The organism is Streptomyces sp. NPDC107500 (assembly GCF_055582785.1).
In genome coordinates this window covers 139,076-156,024 of sequence record NZ_JBVJPF010000009.1, presented here as the reverse complement: position 1 = coordinate 156,024, position 16,949 = coordinate 139,076, and the positions used below count along the sequence as shown (strand labels likewise).

Sequence of the window (16,949 nt, the reverse complement as noted above, 5' to 3'; positions counted from 1 at the left end):
TGCGGCCCGTGACCGCAACCCTGATCTGGATCCTGGTCGTCCTCGTCGCCGTCGGCCTCTATCTCAGCTGGACGGCCGGACGGCTGGACCGGCTGCACGCCCGGATCGACGCCGCCCGCGCCGCCCTCGACGCGCAGTTGCTGCGCAGAGCCTCCGTCGCCCAGGAACTCGCCACCTCGGGCGTGCTCGACCCGGCCGCCTCCATGGTGCTGTACGAGGCCACCCACGCCGCCCGGCAGGCCGAGGAGGAGCTGCGGGAGGTGGCCGAGAGCGAGCTGAGCCAGGCCCTGCGGGCCGTCTTCGCCGATCCGCCGCAGGTCGACGCGTTGCGCGAGGCACCCGGGGGAGAGGAGGCGGCCCACGAGCTGGCCGAGGCCGTACGGCGGGTACCGATGGCGCGGCGCTTCCACAACGACGCGGTGGGCGCGGCCCGCCGGCTGCGTGAGCACCGCAAGGTCCGCTGGTTCCGCCTCGCGGGCCACGCCCCCTTCCCGCTCGCCTTCGAGATGGACGACGAGCCGCCGGCGGCCCTGGTGGACCGGGCCGCCTGAGCCGTCGCCGCCGGCCCGCCTCCGTGGCCGCCCGTGTCAAAACGATCCACCGGCTTCCCATTGGCCCTTGCTGTGGCCTGGCCCCCTCGCGTTTCCTCGTTGCTGCACAAACCCCCTTCCCCTCAGCGAGGTACCCGTGTCCAGCACGCTCTCCGAAAACCAGGCCCCCGAGACCGGCACCGCGCGCGTGAAGCGCGGCATGGCCGAGCAGCTCAAGGGCGGCGTGATCATGGACGTCGTCACGCCGGAGCAGGCGAAGATCGCCGAGGACGCGGGCGCCGTCGCGGTCATGGCCCTGGAGCGGGTCCCGGCCGACATCCGCAAGGACGGCGGCGTGGCCCGGATGTCCGACCCGGACATGATCGAGGGCATCATCGGCGCGGTCTCCATCCCCGTGATGGCGAAGTCCCGCATCGGCCACTTCGTCGAGGCCCAGGTCCTCCAGTCCCTCGGCGTCGACTACATCGACGAGTCCGAGGTCCTCACCCCGGCCGACGAGGTCAACCACAGCGACAAGTTCGCCTTCACCACCCCGTTCGTCTGCGGCGCCACCAACCTCGGCGAGGCCCTGCGCCGCATCGCCGAGGGCGCCGCGATGATCCGCTCCAAGGGCGAGGCCGGCACCGGCAACGTCGTCGAGGCCGTCCGCCACCTGCGCCAGATCAAGAACGAGATCGCCCGTCTGCGCGGCTTCGACAACAACGAGCTGTACGCCGCCGCCAAGGACCTGCGCGCCCCGTACGAGCTGGTCAAGGAGGTCTCCGAGCTGGGCCGCCTCCCCGTGGTGCTCTTCTCCGCGGGCGGCGTCGCCACCCCGGCCGACGCCGCGCTGATGCGCCAGCTCGGCGCCGAGGGCGTCTTCGTCGGCTCCGGCATCTTCAAGTCCGGCGACCCGGCCAAGCGCGCCGCCGCCATCGTGAAGGCGACCACCTTCTACGACGACCCGAAGATCATCGCGGACGCGTCCCGCAACCTCGGCGAGGCCATGGTCGGCATCAACTGCGACACCCTCCCCGAGACCGAGCGCTACGCCAACCGCGGCTGGTAAGGCACCCGATCACATGAACGACACCCCCGTCATCGGCGTCCTGGCCCTCCAGGGCGACGTACGGGAGCACCTCGTGGCCCTGGCCGCGGCCGACGCCGTGGCCAGGCCGGTCAGACGCCCCGAGGAGCTCGCCGAGGTGGACGGCCTGGTCATCCCGGGCGGCGAGTCCACCACCATCTCGAAGCTGGCCGTCCTCTTCGGAGTGATGGAGCCCCTCCGCGCGCGCGTGCGGGACGGTCTGCCCGTCTACGGCACCTGCGCCGGAATGATCATGCTGGCCGACAAGATCCTCGACCCGCGCTCCGGGCAGGAGACGGTCGGCGGCATCGACATGATCGTGCGCCGCAACGCCTTCGGCCGCCAGAACGAGTCCTTCGAGGCGGCCGTCGACCTCAAGGGCGTCCCGGGCGACCCCGTGGAGGGCGTCTTCATCCGCGCCCCCTGGGTGGAGTCCGTCGGCGCCACGGCCGAGGTGCTCGCCGAGCACGAGGGCCACATCGTCGCCGTCCGCCAGGGCAACGCGCTGGCGACGTCCTTCCACCCGGAGCTGACCGGCGACCACCGTGTGCACCGCCTCTTCGCCGACATGGTGCGCGCAAACCGGGAGGCGGAGTCCTTGTAGGATTCCCCGGGTACCTCCCAGGCTCCTCAAGCGCTGGGGGAGTTCGTACAAAGACGGGTTACGCGAAGGAGACAGGCAGATGTCCGGCCACTCTAAATGGGCTACGACGAAGCACAAGAAGGCCGTGATCGACGCCAAGCGCGGCAAGCTCTTCGCGAAGCTCATCAAGAACATCGAGGTCGCGGCCCGCATGGGCGGCGTCGACATCGAGGGCAACCCGACCCTGTACGACGCCATCCAGAAGGCGAAGAAGCAGTCGGTGCCCAACAAGAACATCGACTCCGCGGTCAAGCGCGGCGGCGGCCTGGAGGCCGGCGGCGCCGACTACGAGACGATCATGTACGAGGGCTACGGGCCGAACGGCGTCGCGGTGCTCATCGAGTGCCTCACCGACAACCGCAACCGCGCCGCCTCCGACGTCCGCGTCGCCATGACCCGCAACGGCGGCTCCATGGCCGACCCGGGCTCCGTGTCGTACCTGTTCAACCGCAAGGGCGTCGTGATCGTCCCCAAGGGCGAACTGGCTGAGGACGACGTCCTCGCCGCCGTCCTGGAGGCGGGCGCCGAGGAGGTCAACGACCTCGGCGAGTCCTTCGAGGTGCTCAGCGAGGCCACCGACCTGGTCGCGGTCCGCACCGCCCTCCAGGACGCCGGCATCGACTACGAGTCCGCCGACGCCAACTTCGTCCCCACCATGCAGGTGGAGCTGGACGAGGACGGCGCCCGGAAGATCTTCCGGCTCATCGACGCCCTGGAGGACAGCGACGACGTGCAGAACGTCTTCGCCAACTTCGACGTGAGCGACGAGGTCATGGAGAAGGTCGACGCGTAACGCGCCCCAGCTCAGCGGGCCGACGGGGACACACCCCGTCGGCCCGTCGCTTTGTCGGTGGCACCCGATAGCCTGCACAAACAGGTGATCGAGGAGAGGGGGGCGGGCATGCGCGTCCTGGGGGTGGACCCGGGGCTGACCCGCTGCGGGGTCGGCGTCGTGGAGGGAGTCGCGGGCCGGCCGCTCACCATGATCGGCGTCGGCGTCGTCCGCACCCGCGCGGACGACGAGCTGGGCCACCGGCTGGTCGCCGTCGAGCAGGGCATCGAGCAGTGGCTGGACGAGCACCGGCCGGACCGCGTCGCCGTGGAGCGCGTCTTCAGCCAGCACAACGTACGCACCGTCATGGGCACCGCCCAGGCCAGCGCCGTCGCGATCCTCTGCGCCTCCCGCCGCGGCATCCCCGTCGCCCTGCACACCCCCAGCGAGGTCAAGGCCGCCGTCACCGGCAGCGGCCGGGCGGACAAGGCACAGGTCGGCGCCATGGTCACCCGGCTGCTACGGCTCTCCGCGCCCCCGAAGCCCGCCGACGCCGCCGACGCCCTCGCGCTCGCCATCTGCCACATCTGGCGCGCCCCCGCGCAGAACCGGCTCCAGCAGGCCGTCGCCCTGCACACCTCCCGGGGCCCGGCCGGCCCCCGGAGCCCGCACACCCCTCACCCGTCGAAAGGCACCACGGCATGATCGCCTTCGTCAGCGGCACCGTCGCCGCCCTCGCCCCGGACGCCGCGGTGGTGGAGGTCGGCGGCGTCGGCATGGCCGTCCAGTGCACGCCGAACACCCTCTCCACCCTCCGTCTCGGCAAGCCCGCCAAACTCGCCACCTCCCTCGTCGTCCGCGAGGACTCGCTCACGCTGTACGGCTTCGCCGACGACGACGAGCGCCAGGTCTTCGAGCTGCTCCAGACGGCCAGCGGCGTCGGCCCCCGCCTGGCCCAGGCGATGCTCGCCGTGCACAGCCCCGACGCCCTGCGCAGAGCCGTCTCCACCGGCGACGAGAAGGCGCTCACCGCCGTCCCCGGCATCGGCAAGAAGGGCGCGCAGAAGCTGCTCCTGGAGCTGAGGGACCGACTCGGCGAGCCCGTCGGCGCCCCCGCCGTCGGCGCCCCGGTCACCACCGGCTGGCGCGACCAGCTGCACGCCGCCCTGATCGGGCTCGGCTACGCGACCCGCGAGGCCGACGAGGCCGTGTCCGCCGTGGCCCCGCAGGCCGAGGCCGCCGGGGGCACGCCCCAGGTGGGGCAACTGCTGAAGGCGGCCCTCCAGACCCTGAACCGCGCCCGCTGAACCGCCACCACCGACCCCCGAGGCACACCACATGAACTGGGACGACCCGACCGACCCGTCCGACGCCCCCGAAGGACTCGTCGGCTCCGCCGAGGAGCGGCTGGTGGGCTCCGTCGCCGACGGCGAGGACCAGGCGGTGGAGGCCGCCCTGCGCCCCAAGGACCTGGGCGAGTTCATCGGCCAGGAGAAGGTCCGCGTCCAGCTCGACCTCGTGCTGCGGGCCGCACGCGCGCGCGGCGCCACCGCGGACCACGTGCTCCTCTCCGGCGCCCCCGGCCTCGGCAAGACCACCCTCTCGATGATCATCGCGGCCGAGATGGGCGCCCCCATCCGCATCACCTCCGGCCCCGCCATCCAGCACGCCGGCGACCTCGCCGCGATCCTCTCCTCGCTACAGGAGGGCGAGGTCCTCTTCCTCGACGAGATCCACCGCATGTCGCGGCCGGCCGAGGAGATGCTCTACATGGCGATGGAGGACTTCCGCGTCGACGTGATCGTCGGCAAGGGGCCCGGCGCCACCGCCATCCCCCTGGAGCTGCCCCCCTTCACCCTGGTCGGCGCCACCACACGCGCGGGACTGCTGCCGCCGCCACTGCGCGACCGCTTCGGCTTCACCGCCCACATGGAGTTCTACGGACCGGGCGAACTGGAACGCGTGATCCACCGCTCGGCCGGCCTGCTCGACGTGGAGATCGATCCGGCGGGCGCCGCCGAGATCGCCGGCCGCTCCCGCGGCACCCCCCGGATCGCCAACCGCCTGCTGCGCCGGGTGCGCGACTACGCGCAGGTCAGGGCCGACGGCCTGATCACCCGCGAGATCGCTTCGGCCGCCCTGGCGGTCTACGAGGTCGACGAGCGGGGCCTGGACCGGCTCGACCGCGGTGTCCTGGAGGCCCTGCTCAAGCTGTTCGGCGGCGGTCCGGTGGGCCTGTCCACGCTCGCCGTCGCCGTGGGGGAGGAGCGTGAGACAGTGGAAGAGGTCGCCGAACCCTTTCTCGTGAGGGAAGGTCTCCTCGCCCGCACCCCACGCGGGCGGGTCGCGACGCCGGCGGCCTGGGCGCATCTGGGGCTCACCCCGCCCGGTGCGCAGACCACCGGAAACGGACAACAGGACTTGTTCGGGACGTGACGTCCCCGTCACGACGAGGACATTCGCCCGAGCAGGAACCCCAGTGCCATGCTGAGCGTTGTTCCATGCGCGCGGACTCGCTTAGACTCCGCCGATGCCGCCCTTGTCGGCGGCGTACACACCCCCAACCATCAGGCCGCTCACCATCGCGGTCGTGTGAAGGAAGTACCGACCCGTGAGTCTCGTGACCCTCCTCCCGTTCATCGTGCTCATCGGGGCCATGTTCCTGATGACCCGGTCGGCGAAGAAGAAGCAGCAGCAGGCCGCCAACATGCGGAACGAGATGCAGCCCGGATCCGGTGTCCGCACCATCGGGGGCATGTACGCCACGGTCAAGGAGGTCAACGACGACACCGTCCTCCTCGACGCCGGTCCGGGTGTCGACCTGCTCTTCGCCAAGAACAGCATCGGTGCCGTCCTGACCGACGACGAGTACAACCGCATCGTCCACGGCATCGAGCACGACCTGAAGTCGGACGCCGACGTCGTCCCGGACGACGCCTCCTCCCTCACCGAGTCCGACGCCGCCAGCGACGCCGCCTCCGACGACCAGCCCGTCGACCTCGGCAAGAAGGACGCGGACGACGAGCCGGCCGGCGAGCGGACGGCCGACGCCGCGCCCGCCGAGGCGAAGGCCGACGAGCAGGCGAAGAAGTCCGACGGCGGTTCCGAGGCGAAGTAAGCCGTGCCCCGGGGTGCGAGGGGACGTCCTGGACGTCCCCTCGCACCCCGTGTGACGCGTGGCTCGCACGGATCCGGACACCATGTGATGGCCGCGGGTGACGCCTCCCCGGCGCGAAGCGGCCCGAGAGGGAGTACGCAAAGGTGGTAGCACCTAAAAAGGGAAAGAATGCGAGCGCTCCGAGTAAGCCCGGGCGCTCGCTGGCCCTGATTCTGATCGCCATCGTGGCGCTCACCGGAGGCATGTTCGCCACCGGACACACGACTCCGCGTCTCGGTATCGACCTGGCCGGCGGCACCAGCATCACACTCCGGGCGGTCCCGGAAGCGGGCCAGGAGTCCGCGATCAACAAGACCAACATGGACACCGCGGTCGACATCATGGAGCGCCGTGTCAATGGTCTGGGTGTCTCCGAGTCCGAGGTCCAGACCCAGGGTGACCGGAACATCATCGTCAACATCCCCAAGGGGACGAACTCCGAGGAAGCCCGCCAGCAGGTCGGCACCACCGCCAAGCTGTACTTCCGCCCGGTCGTAGCCACGGAGCTCTCCGGTGCCAACGCGACCGGCAGCCCGTCCCCGAGCGCCACCGGCGACCCCTCGGACAAGGCGAGCGACAAGGCCACCGACAAGGCCACCGACGGACAGGACAAGGCGACCGACGAGGGCGGCGCGAGCTCCACGCCCTCCGACTCCGCCTCCGCGAGCGCCACCGGCCAGGGCCGTGCCGCCTCCGACGCCCTGAAGGCCGACCCGAGCCCGTCCGCCAAGGCCTCCGACGGCGCCTCCCCGTCCCCGAGCGGCAGCGCCGCCGGCGACGCCAAGCTCCAGCAGCAGTACGCGGCGCTGGACTGCACGAAGGCGGCCGACCGCGCCAAGGCCGGTGACGGCTCCAAGCCCGGCGACTCGATGGTGGCCTGCGGCCAGAACTCGCAGGGCCAGTGGCAGAAGTACGTCCTCGGCCCCGCGTCGGTCGACGGCACCGACATCGACAAGTCCGAGGCCGTCCTCAACACCCAGACCGGCGCCGGCTGGACCGTGACCATGAAGTTCACGGACAAGGGCGGCAAGAAGTTCGCCGACATCACCGGCCAGCTGGCGAAGAACCAGTCCCCGCAGAACCAGTTCGCCATCGTCCTGGACAACGAGGTCGTCTCCGACCCGTACGTCAGCCAGGCGCTCACCGGCGGCAGCGCGGAGATCTCCGGCAACTTCGACCAGGACGAGGCCCAGGGCCTCGCCAACATGCTGTCCTACGGCGCCCTGCCGCTGACCTTCAAGGAGGACAGCGTCACCACCGTCACCGCCGCGCTCGGCGGTGAGCAGCTCAAGGCGGGCCTGATCGCGGGCGCCATCGGCCTCGCGCTGGTCGTCCTCTACCTGCTGGTCTACTACCGCGGGCTGTCCTTCATCGCCGTCACCTCGCTGCTGGTCTCCGCGGGTCTGACGTACGTGATCATGTCGCTGCTCGGCCCGACCATCGGCTTCGCGCTGAACCTGCCCGCCGTCTGTGGGGCCATCGTCGCCATCGGCATCACGGCGGACTCGTTCATCGTGTACTTCGAACGCGTCCGCGACGAGATCCGGGAGGGCCGCACCCTGCGTCCGGCCGTCGAGCGGGCCTGGCCGCGCGCCCGGCGCACCATCCTGGTCTCCGACTTCGTGTCGTTCCTCGCCGCCGCGGTGCTCTTCATCGTCACCGTCGGCAAGGTGCAGGGCTTCGCGTTCACGCTGGGTCTGACCACCCTGCTCGACGTGGTCGTGGTGTTCCTCTTCACCAAGCCGCTGCTCACGCTGATGGCCCGCCGCAAGTTCTTCGCGAGCGGTCACAAGTGGTCCGGCCTCGACCCGAAGAGCCTGGGCGCCAAGCCGCCGCTGCGCCGCACCCGCCGTACGTCCCGTCCCGCCGGCCCCGTCGACCCGAAGGAGGCGTGAGATGGGAAAGCTCGGCAACCTCGGCGCCCGACTGCACCACGGCGAGGTCGGCTACGACTTCGTCAAGAACCGCAAGCTCTGGTACGGCATCTCGATCCTCATCACCATCACGGCCATCGTCGGCCTGGCGGTGCGCGGCCTGCACATGGGCATCGAGTTCCAGGGCGGCGCGGTCTTCACCACCCCGAAGAACATGAGCGCCTCGGTCTCCCAGGCGGAGACCTACGCGGAGGACGCCTCCGGGCACGACGCGATCGTCCAGAAGCTGGGCGACGGCAGCCTCCGCATCCAGATCGCGGGCACCGACACCGGGGCGTCGGACCAGATCAAGCAGCAGCTCTCCAAGGACCTGGACGTCCCCGCGGAGAAGATCAACGCCGACCTGGTCGGCCCCAGCTGGGGTGACCAGATCGCGAACAAGGCCTGGCAGGGCCTCGGGATCTTCATGGTCCTGGTGGTGATCTATCTGGCGATCGCCTTCGAGTGGCGCATGGCCCTCGCCGCGTTCGTCGCACTGATCCACGACATCACCATCACCGTCGGGATCTACGCCCTCGTCGGCTTCGAGGTCACACCGGGCACGGTGATCGGTCTGCTGACCATTCTCGGTTACTCGCTCTACGACACCGTCGTCGTCTTCGACAGTCTCAAGGAACAGACGAGGGACATCACCAAGCAGACCCGCTGGACCTACGGCGAGATCGCCAACCGCTCGATCAACAGCACCCTGGTCCGCTCCATCAACACCACGGTGGTCGCGCTGCTGCCGGTGGGCGGTCTGCTGTTCATCGGCGGCGGTGTGCTCGGCGCCGGCATGCTCAACGACATCTCGCTGTCGCTGTTCGTCGGTCTCGCCGCGGGCGCCTACTCGTCGATCTTCATCGCCACGCCGCTCGTCGCCGACCTCAAGGAGGCCGAGCCGCAGATGAAGGCCCTCAAGAAGCGGGTCCTGGCCAAGCGCGCCCAGGCCGCGGCCAAGGGCGAGCCGGCGCAGTCCGAGGACGACGGGGAGTCCTACGCGGACGAGGAACCCGAAGACGCGGCCGCCGCGGTCGTGGGCCCCCGCAACCAGCCCGCCACCCGCGGCCGGGGCCGCGGCCGTCCCTCGGGGAAGCGCCGATGACCGGCACGACCGACGTCACGGAGCTGCTGCTCAGCCGCATCCGGGACGTGGCCGACTACCCGGAGCCGGGTGTGGTGTTCAAGGACATCACCCCACTCCTGGCCGACCCCGCGGCCTTCACGGCCCTGACCGACGCGCTCGCCGAGGTCGCCCGGGAGACCGGCGCCACCAAGGTCGTCGGCCTGGAGGCCCGGGGCTTCATCCTGGGCGCCCCGGTGGCCCTGCGGGCGGGCCTCGGCTTCATCCCCGTACGCAAGGCGGGCAAGCTCCCCGGAGCCACCCTCGGCCAGGCGTACGACCTGGAGTACGGCTCCGCCGAGATCGAGGTGCACGCCGAGGACCTGGACGCGGGCGACCGCGTGCTGGTCGTCGACGACGTCCTCGCCACCGGCGGCACCGCCGAGGCCTCCCTGGAGCTGATCCGCCGGGCCGGCGCCCAGGTCGCCGGCCTCGCCGTCCTGATGGAGCTGGGCTTTCTCGGCGGCCGGGCCCGCCTGGAGGCGGCCCTGGCGGGGGCGCCGCTGAAGGCGCTGCTCACCGTCTGACCGCGCACACCGCGCACCTGAGGCGGGCCCGGAGGAATCCGGTGCCCGCCTCAGGCGTTTCCCGAGTTGACGGCCCTCACATTGGCCTGAAGGCGATCCCCGGGGGCAGGATCGCTACCATGGGATCTCCGGAGCCTGACCGGGGGACCCGGATCGCGCACGAGGAGTCCTCTTGCCAGACGAGGCCCAGCCACTGACCGCCGCAAAGCCCGAGTCCGCCTCGGCGTCCGCGGCGAAGCCCGCGCCCAGCGCGCCCCAGGCGAAGAACGACACGCGTGGGCCGATCAGGCACGCCTCGTCCGGGCCGGTCGACAAGCCCGCCGAGCAGCAGCCGCACCCCAAGCCGCTGCCGCCCGAGCGCCCGCAGAACGCGCCGGTGGTACGCGCCCCCGCGGGCCAGCCCGCCCGCTCCGGCTCCTCCAACCGCGTCCGCGCCCGCCTGGCCCGGCTCGGCGTCCAGCGCGCCAACCCGTACAACCCGGTCCTGGAGCCCCTGCTGCGGATAGTGCGCGGCAACGACCCCAAGATCGAGACGGCCACCCTGCGCCAGATCGAGCGGGCCTACCAGGTCGCCGAACGCTGGCACCGGGGGCAGAAGCGCAAGAGCGGCGACCCGTACATCACGCACCCGCTCGCCGTCACCACCATCCTCGCCGAGCTGGGCATGGACCCGGCCACGCTGATGGCCGGGCTGCTGCACGACACCGTCGAGGACACCGAGTACGGCCTGGAGGACCTGCGCCGCGACTTCGGCGACGTGGTCACCCTGCTCGTCGACGGCGTCACCAAGCTGGACAAGGTCAAGTTCGGCGAGGCCGCCCAGGCCGAGACCGTGCGCAAGATGGTCGTCGCCATGGCCAAGGACCCGCGCGTCCTGGTCATCAAGCTCGCCGACCGCCTGCACAACATGCGCACCATGCGCTACCTCAAGCGCGAGAAGCAGGAGAAGAAGGCGCGCGAGACCCTGGAGATCTACGCGCCGCTCGCCCACCGGCTGGGCATGAACACCATCAAGTGGGAGCTGGAGGACCTCGCCTTCGCGATCCTCTACCCCAAGATGTACGACGAGATCGTCCGCCTGGTCGCCGAGCGCGCCCCCAAGCGCGACGAGTACCTCGCCGTCGTCACCGACGAGGTCCAGCAGGACCTGCGCGCGGCCCGCATCAAGGCGACCGTCACCGGCCGCCCCAAGCACTACTACAGCGTCTACCAGAAGATGATCGTCCGCGGCCGTGACTTCGCGGAGATCTACGACCTGGTGGGCATCCGCGTCCTGGTGGACACCGTCCGCGACTGCTACGCGGCGCTGGGCACGGTCCACGCCCGCTGGAACCCGGTTCCGGGGCGGTTCAAGGACTACATCGCGATGCCCAAGTTCAACATGTACCAGTCGCTGCACACGACGGTCATCGGGCCCGGCGGCAAGCCCGTCGAGCTGCAGATCCGCACCTTCGACATGCACCGCCGCGCGGAGTACGGCATCGCCGCGCACTGGAAGTACAAGCAGGAGGCCGTCGCAGGCGCCTCCAAGGTGCGCAGCGACGCGCCCAAGTCGTCCGGCAAGGGCAAGGACGACCACCTCAACGACATGGCGTGGCTGCGCCAGCTCCTCGACTGGCAGAAGGAGACCGAGGACCCGGGCGAGTTCCTGGAGTCCCTGCGCTTCGACCTCTCCCGCAACGAGGTCTTCGTCTTCACCCCCAAGGGCGACGTCATAGCGCTCCCGGCGAGCGCCACCCCCGTCGACTTCGCCTACGCCGTCCACACCGAGGTCGGCCACCGCACCATAGGGGCACGGGTCAACGGCCGGCTCGTCCCGCTGGAGTCCACCCTGGACAACGGCGACCTGGTGGAGGTCTTCACCTCCAAGGCGGCCGGCGCGGGCCCCTCCCGGGACTGGCTCGGCTTCGTGAAGTCGCCGCGCGCCCGCAACAAGATCCGCGCCTGGTTCTCCAAGGAGCGGCGCGACGAGGCGATCGAGCAGGGCAAGGACGCCATCGTCCGCGCCATGCGCAAGCAGAACCTGCCGATCCAGCGCATCCTGACCGGCGACTCCCTGGTCACCCTCGCCCACGAGATGCGCTACTCGGACATCTCCGCGCTGTACGCGGCGATCGGCGAGGGCCACGTCTCCGCGCAGAACATCGTGCAGAAGCTCGTCCAGGCGCTCGGCGGCGAGGAAGCCGCGACCGAGGAGATCGACGAGTCGATCCCGCCGGCCCACGGTCGCGGCCGCAAGCGCCGGACCAGCGCCGACCCGGGCGTCGTCGTCAAGGGCGTCGAGGACGTGTGGGTCAAACTGGCCCGCTGCTGTACGCCCGTCCCCGGCGACCCCATCATCGGCTTCGTCACCCGGGGCAGCGGCGTCTCGGTCCACCGCAGCGACTGTGTGAACGTGGACTCGCTCTCCCGCGAGCCCGAGCGCATCCTCGAGGTCGAGTGGGCGCCCACCCAGTCCTCCGTCTTCCTGGTCGCCATCCAGGTCGAGGCCCTGGACCGCTCCCGGCTGCTGTCGGACGTCACACGCGTGCTGTCCGACCAGCACGTCAACATCCTCTCCGCGGCCGTCCAGACCTCCCGCGACCGGGTGGCCACCTCCCGCTTCACCTTCGAGATGGGCGACCCGAAGCACCTCGGGCACGTCCTGAAGGCCGTACGCGGCGTGGAGGGCGTCTACGACGTGTACAGGGTGACGTCGGCGCGCAGGCCGTCCTAGCGGCCCGCACGGGCCCCCAGGACCCGTACGACACATGCGAGAGGGGCTCCCGTACGCACCGTACGGGAGCCCCTCTCGTCTGCGCGGGTGTCAGCCGCCGAACTCGTGCAGGCCCTTCAGAGCCTGGTCCAGCAGCGCCTGCCGGCCCTCCAGCTCGCGCTCCAGCTTGTCGGCCTTGGCGTTGTTGCCCTGGGCACGCGCCTGGTCGATCTGGGAGCGCAGCTTGTCGACGGCGGCCTGAAGCTGTCCGGTCAGCCCCTCGGCACGCGCGCGTGCCTCCGGGTTGGTCCGGCGCCACTCGGTCTCCTCGGCATCCTGGAGCGCCCGCTCGACCGCGTGCATCCGCCCCTCGACCTTCGGGCGGGCGTCGCGCGGGACGTGGCCGATGGCCTCCCAGCGCTCGTTGACCGAGCGGAACGCGGCCCGGGCCGACTTCAGGTCCTTGACCGGGAGGAGCTTCTCGGCCTCCTCGACCAGCTCCTCCTTGAGCTTCAGGTTCTCCGCCTGCTCGGCGTCCCGCTCGGCGAAGACCGAGCCGCGGGCGGCGAAGAACACGTCCTGGGCGCCGCGGAAGCGGTTCCACAGGTCGTCCTCGTGCTCGCGCTGGGCGCGGCCGGCGGCCTTCCACTCGGACATGAGGTCGCGGTAGCGCGCGGCCGTCGGCCCCCAGTCCGTGGAGTTCGACAGCGCCTCGGCCTCGGAGACCAGCCGTTCCTTGGTCTGCCGGGCCTCCTCGCGCTGCGCGTCGAGCTGCGCGAAGTGCTGCTTGCGGCGCTTGGAGAACGCCGAGCGCGCGTGCGAGAAGCGGTGCCACAGCTCGTCGTCGGACTTGCGGTCCAGGCGCGGCAGGCCCTTCCAGGTGTCCACCAGGGCGCGCAGCCGTTCACCGGCCACCCGCCACTGGTCGGAGCGCGCCAGCTCCTCCGCCTCGACGACCAGCGCCTCCTTGGCGCCGCGCGCCTCGTCGGACTGCTTGGCCCGCTGGGCCTTGCGCTCCTCGCGCCGTGTCTCCACGAGGCCGACGAGCTTGTCCAGCCGGGCCCGCAGCGCGTCCAGGTCGCCGACCGCGTGGTGCGCGTCCACCTGCTCGCGCAGGTGGTCGACGGCGGTCTGGGCGTCCTTCGCCGACAGGTCGGTGGTCTTCACCCGCTTTTCGAGGAGGCCGATCTCGACAACCAGGCCTTCGTACTTGCGTTCGAAATAGGCCAGCGCCTCCTCGGGGGAGCCCGCCTGCCAGGATCCGACGACCTGCTCGCCGTCGGCCGTACGCACGTACACGGTGCCCGTCTCGTCGACGCGGCCCCACGGGTCGCTGCTCACAGCGCCTCCTCCACATGATGCCGACGGAGGGATTCGCTTCCCCCGGGCATCGTCCACAGTTTCGTCACGGCCAAGATAGGCGACCGGCGGGTGGCCTGTCCGCATCCCGCGCGACCGAACTTTCGCTGATGAGGGTCAGGATTTCGAGACGGTGGCCTTGTCGATCACGACCGTCGCGTTGGGCGCTCCGTCACCCGCGCCGGTGCTCTCGCCGGCCGCCGCGATCTTCTTGAGCACGGTCATGCCGTCCTCGGAGATCGTGCCGAACGGCGTGTAGCTGGGCGGCAGCGGGCTGTCCTGGTACACGAGGAAGAACTGGCTGCCGCCGGAGTTCGGCTGCCCGGTGTTCGCCATCGCGATCGTGCCCGCCGGGTACGTGTTCTTCTTCAGGCTCTTGTCCTTCAGGTTCTCGTCCGGGATGTTGTAGCCCGGACCGCCGTTGCCCTGCCCCGTCGGGTCGCCGCACTGGAGCACGAAGATCCCGTTGGTGGTGAGCCGGTGGCACGGTGTGTGGTCGAAGAACCCCTTGGCCGCAAGGAAGTTGAACGAGTTGACGGTGTGCGGCGCCGCCGACGTCTTCAGGTCGATCCCTATGTCACCGCAGGTCGTCGACAGTTTCATCGCGTACTTCGCCGACTTGTCGATGGTCATCGCAGGTTCCTTCTTCCAGGTCTGCGTCTTGACCTTGCCCTCGGCGGGCTTGTCGCACGGGTCCTCGGCCTTCTTGCTCGCCGAAGGGCTCGGCGTGACCTCCGCGTTGGCGTTCGTCTTGTCGTCGTCGTCCTTGAGGACCACTCCGGTCGTGTACAGCGCGACGCTGCCGATCAGAATCACGCCGAGCACCGACGCGATCGCCGCGTTGCGGGTGCGCGCCTTGCGCCGCGCGGAGGTACGTCGCTGCTGCTGCCGCAAGAACTTCTCCCGGGCGAGCTGACGCCGCCGCTGCTCCTGGCTGACCACCGGTTTCTCTCCTCATGCGTCTTCGTGTGCCGACCGGTACGCGTGGGTGCGATGAGCCGACCGTGGGCGTGTAGCCCCGTACCGTATATGGGTTCGCTGGGGAAACGGCACCGCCGGTAGGCTCTGACCATGGGCGCGGCCCGTTCGCAAGCCCACCCGTACCGACACAAACGAAGGACGATCGTGCTCATTGCCGGGTTCCCCGCCGGGGCCTGGGGGACGAACTGTTATCTCGTCGCCCCCGCCGCCGGTGAGGAGTGCGTGATCATCGACCCGGGCCATCAGGCGGCCCCCGGAGTCGAGGAAGCGATCAAGAAGCATCGGCTCAAGCCAGTCGCCGTCGTCCTCACCCACGGCCACATCGACCACGTCGCCTCGGTCGTCCCGGTGTGCGGCGCGCACGACGTGCCCGCCTGGATCCACCCCGAGGACCGGTACATGATGAGCGACCCCGAGAAGGGCATCGGCCGCACCATCGGCATGCCGCTCATGGGCGAGCTGACGGTCGGGGAGCCGGACGACGTCAAGGAGCTGACCGACGGCGCCAGGCTGGAACTGGCGGGCCTGGAGCTGACCGTCGCGCACGCGCCGGGCCATACGAAGGGGTCGGTGACCTTCGGCCTGCCCGAGTCGGCGGACATCCCGCCGGTCATGTTCTCGGGAGACCTGCTGTTCGCCGGCTCCATCGGACGCACCGACTTCCCCGGTGGCTCCATGGACGACATGCTCGAGTCGCTGGCCCGCGTGGTCCTGCCGCTCGACGACGCCACCGTGGTGCTGCCCGGTCACAACGACTACACGACCATCGGCCAGGAGCGCGCCACCAACCCGTATCTGCGGCAGGTGGCGGCCGGCCACAGCGCGCCCGGCGCGCCCCGACGAGGAATGTGACGAGATACCTCCCGTGAGCACCTTCAAGGCCCCCAAGGGCACGTACGACCTGCTGCCCCCCGAATCCGCGAAGTTCCTGGCGGTCCGCGAGGCGATCGCGGCCCCGCTGCGCAACTCCGGCTACGGCTACATCGAGACGCCCGGCTTCGAGAACGTCGAGCTGTTCGCGCGCGGTGTCGGCGAGTCCACCGACATCGTGACCAAGGAGATGTACGTCTTCGAGACCAAGGGCGGCGACCGGCTCGCCCTGCGCCCGGAGACGACCGCCCCCGTGCTGCGCGCGGTCCTGGAGGCCAACCTGCACAAGGCGGGCAACCTCCCGGTCAAGGTCTGGTACTCGGGCTCGCAGTACCGCTACGAGCGCCCCCAGAAGGGCCGTTACCGCCACTTCTCCCAGGTCGGCGCCGAGGCGATCGGTGCCGAGGACCCGGCCCTGGACGCCGAGCTGATCATCCTGGCCGACCAGTCGTACCGCGCGCTGGGCCTGCGGAACTTCCGCATCCTGCTCAACAGCCTGGGCGACCAGGAGTGCCGCCCCGTCTACCGGTCAGCGCTCCAGGACTTCCTGCGCGGCCTCGACCTGGACGAGGACACCCTGCGCCGGGCCGAGATCAACCCGCTGCGCGTGCTGGACGACAAGCGCCCCGACGTCCAGAAGCAGCTCACCGACGCCCCGCTGCTGCGCGACTACCTGTGCGACGCCTGCAAGGCGTACCACGAGGAGGTGCGCGACCTGATCACGGCGGCGGGCGTCGTCTTCGAGGACGACCCGAAGCTGGTGCGCGGCCTGGACTACTACACGCGCACCACGTTCGAGTTCGTCCACGACGGCCTCGGCTCCCAGTCCGCGGTGGGCGGCGGCGGACGGTACGACGGACTCTCCGAGATGATCGGCGGCCCGTCCCTGCCGTCCGTGGGCTGGGCCCTCGGCGTCGACCGCACCGTCCTCGCCCTGGAGGCGGAGGGCATCGAACTGGACATCCCGTCCGCCACCTCCGTCTACGCGGTGCCGCTCGGCGAGGAGGCCCGCCGGATCCTCTTCGCCAAGGTCACCGAGCTGCGCAAGAACGGCGTGGCCGCCGACTTCTCCTACGGCGGCAAGGGCCTCAAGGCCGCGATGAAGGCGGCCAACCGCTCGGGCGCCCGCTACGCCCTCGTCCTCGGCGAGCGCGACCTGGCCGACGGCGTCGTCCAGCTCAAGGACATGGAGTCCGGCGAGCAGACCGCGATCGGCGTCAACGAGATCGTGGCCGAGCTGGAGTCCAGGCTCGGCTAGCGCGCCGGTACGTCCGGTCCCCCCAGGGGCGCGC

At 70.6% G+C, this 16,949-nt stretch carries 16 protein-coding genes; 14 read left to right on the top strand and 2 right to left on the bottom strand.

The annotated features are described in order from the left end of the window. Positions 1-8: 8 nt before the first annotated feature. The 12 genes from ACZ67M_RS32620 to relA all read left to right on the top strand — a co-directional run bounded on the left by ACZ67M_RS32620 (position 9) and on the right by relA (position 12,468). Positions 9-551: a hypothetical protein gene (locus ACZ67M_RS32620; RefSeq protein WP_125490920.1), complete on the top strand. Its 543-nt coding sequence runs from the start codon at positions 9-11 to the stop codon at positions 549-551. A gap of 136 nt (positions 552-687) precedes the next feature. After that, positions 688-1,599 carry a pyridoxal 5'-phosphate synthase lyase subunit PdxS gene (gene pdxS, locus ACZ67M_RS32615; RefSeq protein ID WP_064726933.1) on the top strand — a complete coding sequence of 304 codons (912 nt, stop codon included), beginning with the start codon at positions 688-690 and terminating at the stop codon, positions 1,597-1,599. A gap of 13 nt (positions 1,600-1,612) precedes the next feature. Continuing rightward, positions 1,613-2,221, top strand: a complete 609-nt coding sequence (gene pdxT / locus ACZ67M_RS32610) for a pyridoxal 5'-phosphate synthase glutaminase subunit PdxT (RefSeq protein WP_122617210.1) — start codon at positions 1,613-1,615, stop codon at positions 2,219-2,221. 79 nt (positions 2,222-2,300) lie between these two features. Beyond that, positions 2,301-3,053, top strand: a complete 753-nt coding sequence (locus ACZ67M_RS32605) for a YebC/PmpR family DNA-binding transcriptional regulator (protein WP_361360856.1) — start codon at positions 2,301-2,303, stop codon at positions 3,051-3,053. A gap of 108 nt (positions 3,054-3,161) precedes the next feature. Beyond that, positions 3,162-3,737: a crossover junction endodeoxyribonuclease RuvC gene (ruvC, locus tag ACZ67M_RS32600; RefSeq protein WP_361360858.1), complete on the top strand. Its 576-nt coding sequence runs from the start codon at positions 3,162-3,164 to the stop codon at positions 3,735-3,737. Then, positions 3,734-4,339, top strand: coding sequence for a Holliday junction branch migration protein RuvA (ruvA, locus tag ACZ67M_RS32595; RefSeq protein ID WP_361360860.1), 606 nt, complete (start codon positions 3,734-3,736; stop codon positions 4,337-4,339). Before ruvC ends, ruvA begins: the two co-directional genes overlap by 4 nt. 31 nt (positions 4,340-4,370) lie before the next feature. After that, on the top strand, positions 4,371-5,468 hold the full coding sequence (ruvB, locus tag ACZ67M_RS32590; protein WP_392014276.1) for a Holliday junction branch migration DNA helicase RuvB: 1,098 nt from the start codon (positions 4,371-4,373) through the stop codon (positions 5,466-5,468). 175 nt (positions 5,469-5,643) lie between these two features. Next, the gene (gene yajC, locus ACZ67M_RS32585) at positions 5,644-6,150 is read left to right on the top strand and encodes a preprotein translocase subunit YajC (RefSeq protein ID WP_361360864.1); all 507 of its coding nucleotides are present in this window, start codon (positions 5,644-5,646) and stop codon (positions 6,148-6,150) included. Between the two features lie 143 nt (positions 6,151-6,293). Further along, entirely contained in the window at positions 6,294-8,084 is a 1,791-nt protein-coding gene (secD, locus tag ACZ67M_RS32580) for a protein translocase subunit SecD (protein WP_469853840.1), read from the top strand. A 1-nt stretch (position 8,085) separates the two neighbouring features. Then, positions 8,086-9,207: a protein translocase subunit SecF gene (gene secF / locus ACZ67M_RS32575; protein WP_467321041.1), complete on the top strand. Its 1,122-nt coding sequence runs from the start codon at positions 8,086-8,088 to the stop codon at positions 9,205-9,207. Then, on the top strand, positions 9,204-9,752 hold the full coding sequence (locus ACZ67M_RS32570) for an adenine phosphoribosyltransferase (RefSeq protein ID WP_361360870.1): 549 nt from the start codon (positions 9,204-9,206) through the stop codon (positions 9,750-9,752). Before secF ends, ACZ67M_RS32570 begins: the two co-directional genes overlap by 4 nt. A 172-nt stretch (positions 9,753-9,924) precedes the next feature. Continuing rightward, positions 9,925-12,468, top strand: coding sequence for a GTP pyrophosphokinase (gene relA, locus ACZ67M_RS32565; protein WP_125490927.1), 2,544 nt, complete (start codon positions 9,925-9,927; stop codon positions 12,466-12,468). Positions 12,469-12,558: 90 nt separating this feature from the next. On the opposite strand, the gene ACZ67M_RS32560 is transcribed toward relA, so the two are convergent. Continuing rightward, complete coding sequence (locus ACZ67M_RS32560; RefSeq protein ID WP_361360874.1) at positions 12,559-13,788, bottom strand: DUF349 domain-containing protein; 1,230 nt, start codon at positions 13,786-13,788, stop codon at positions 12,559-12,561. Between the two features lie 135 nt (positions 13,789-13,923). Continuing rightward, positions 13,924-14,748, bottom strand: coding sequence for a peptidylprolyl isomerase (locus ACZ67M_RS32555; protein ID WP_392014286.1), 825 nt, complete (start codon positions 14,746-14,748; stop codon positions 13,924-13,926). Positions 14,749-14,931: 183 nt separating this feature from the next. Between ACZ67M_RS32555 and ACZ67M_RS32550 the strand changes: the two genes are divergently transcribed. Both ACZ67M_RS32550 and hisS read left to right on the top strand, forming a co-directional pair. Beyond that, positions 14,932-15,639 (top strand): MBL fold metallo-hydrolase, encoded by a 708-nt coding sequence (locus ACZ67M_RS32550; RefSeq protein WP_392104081.1) that lies wholly within the window; start codon positions 14,932-14,934, stop codon positions 15,637-15,639. Positions 15,640-15,652: 13 nt separating this feature from the next. Next, the gene (gene hisS / locus ACZ67M_RS32545) at positions 15,653-16,915 is read left to right on the top strand and encodes a histidine--tRNA ligase (RefSeq protein ID WP_467321044.1); all 1,263 of its coding nucleotides are present in this window, start codon (positions 15,653-15,655) and stop codon (positions 16,913-16,915) included. The last annotated feature ends 34 nt before the right edge of the window (positions 16,916-16,949 follow it).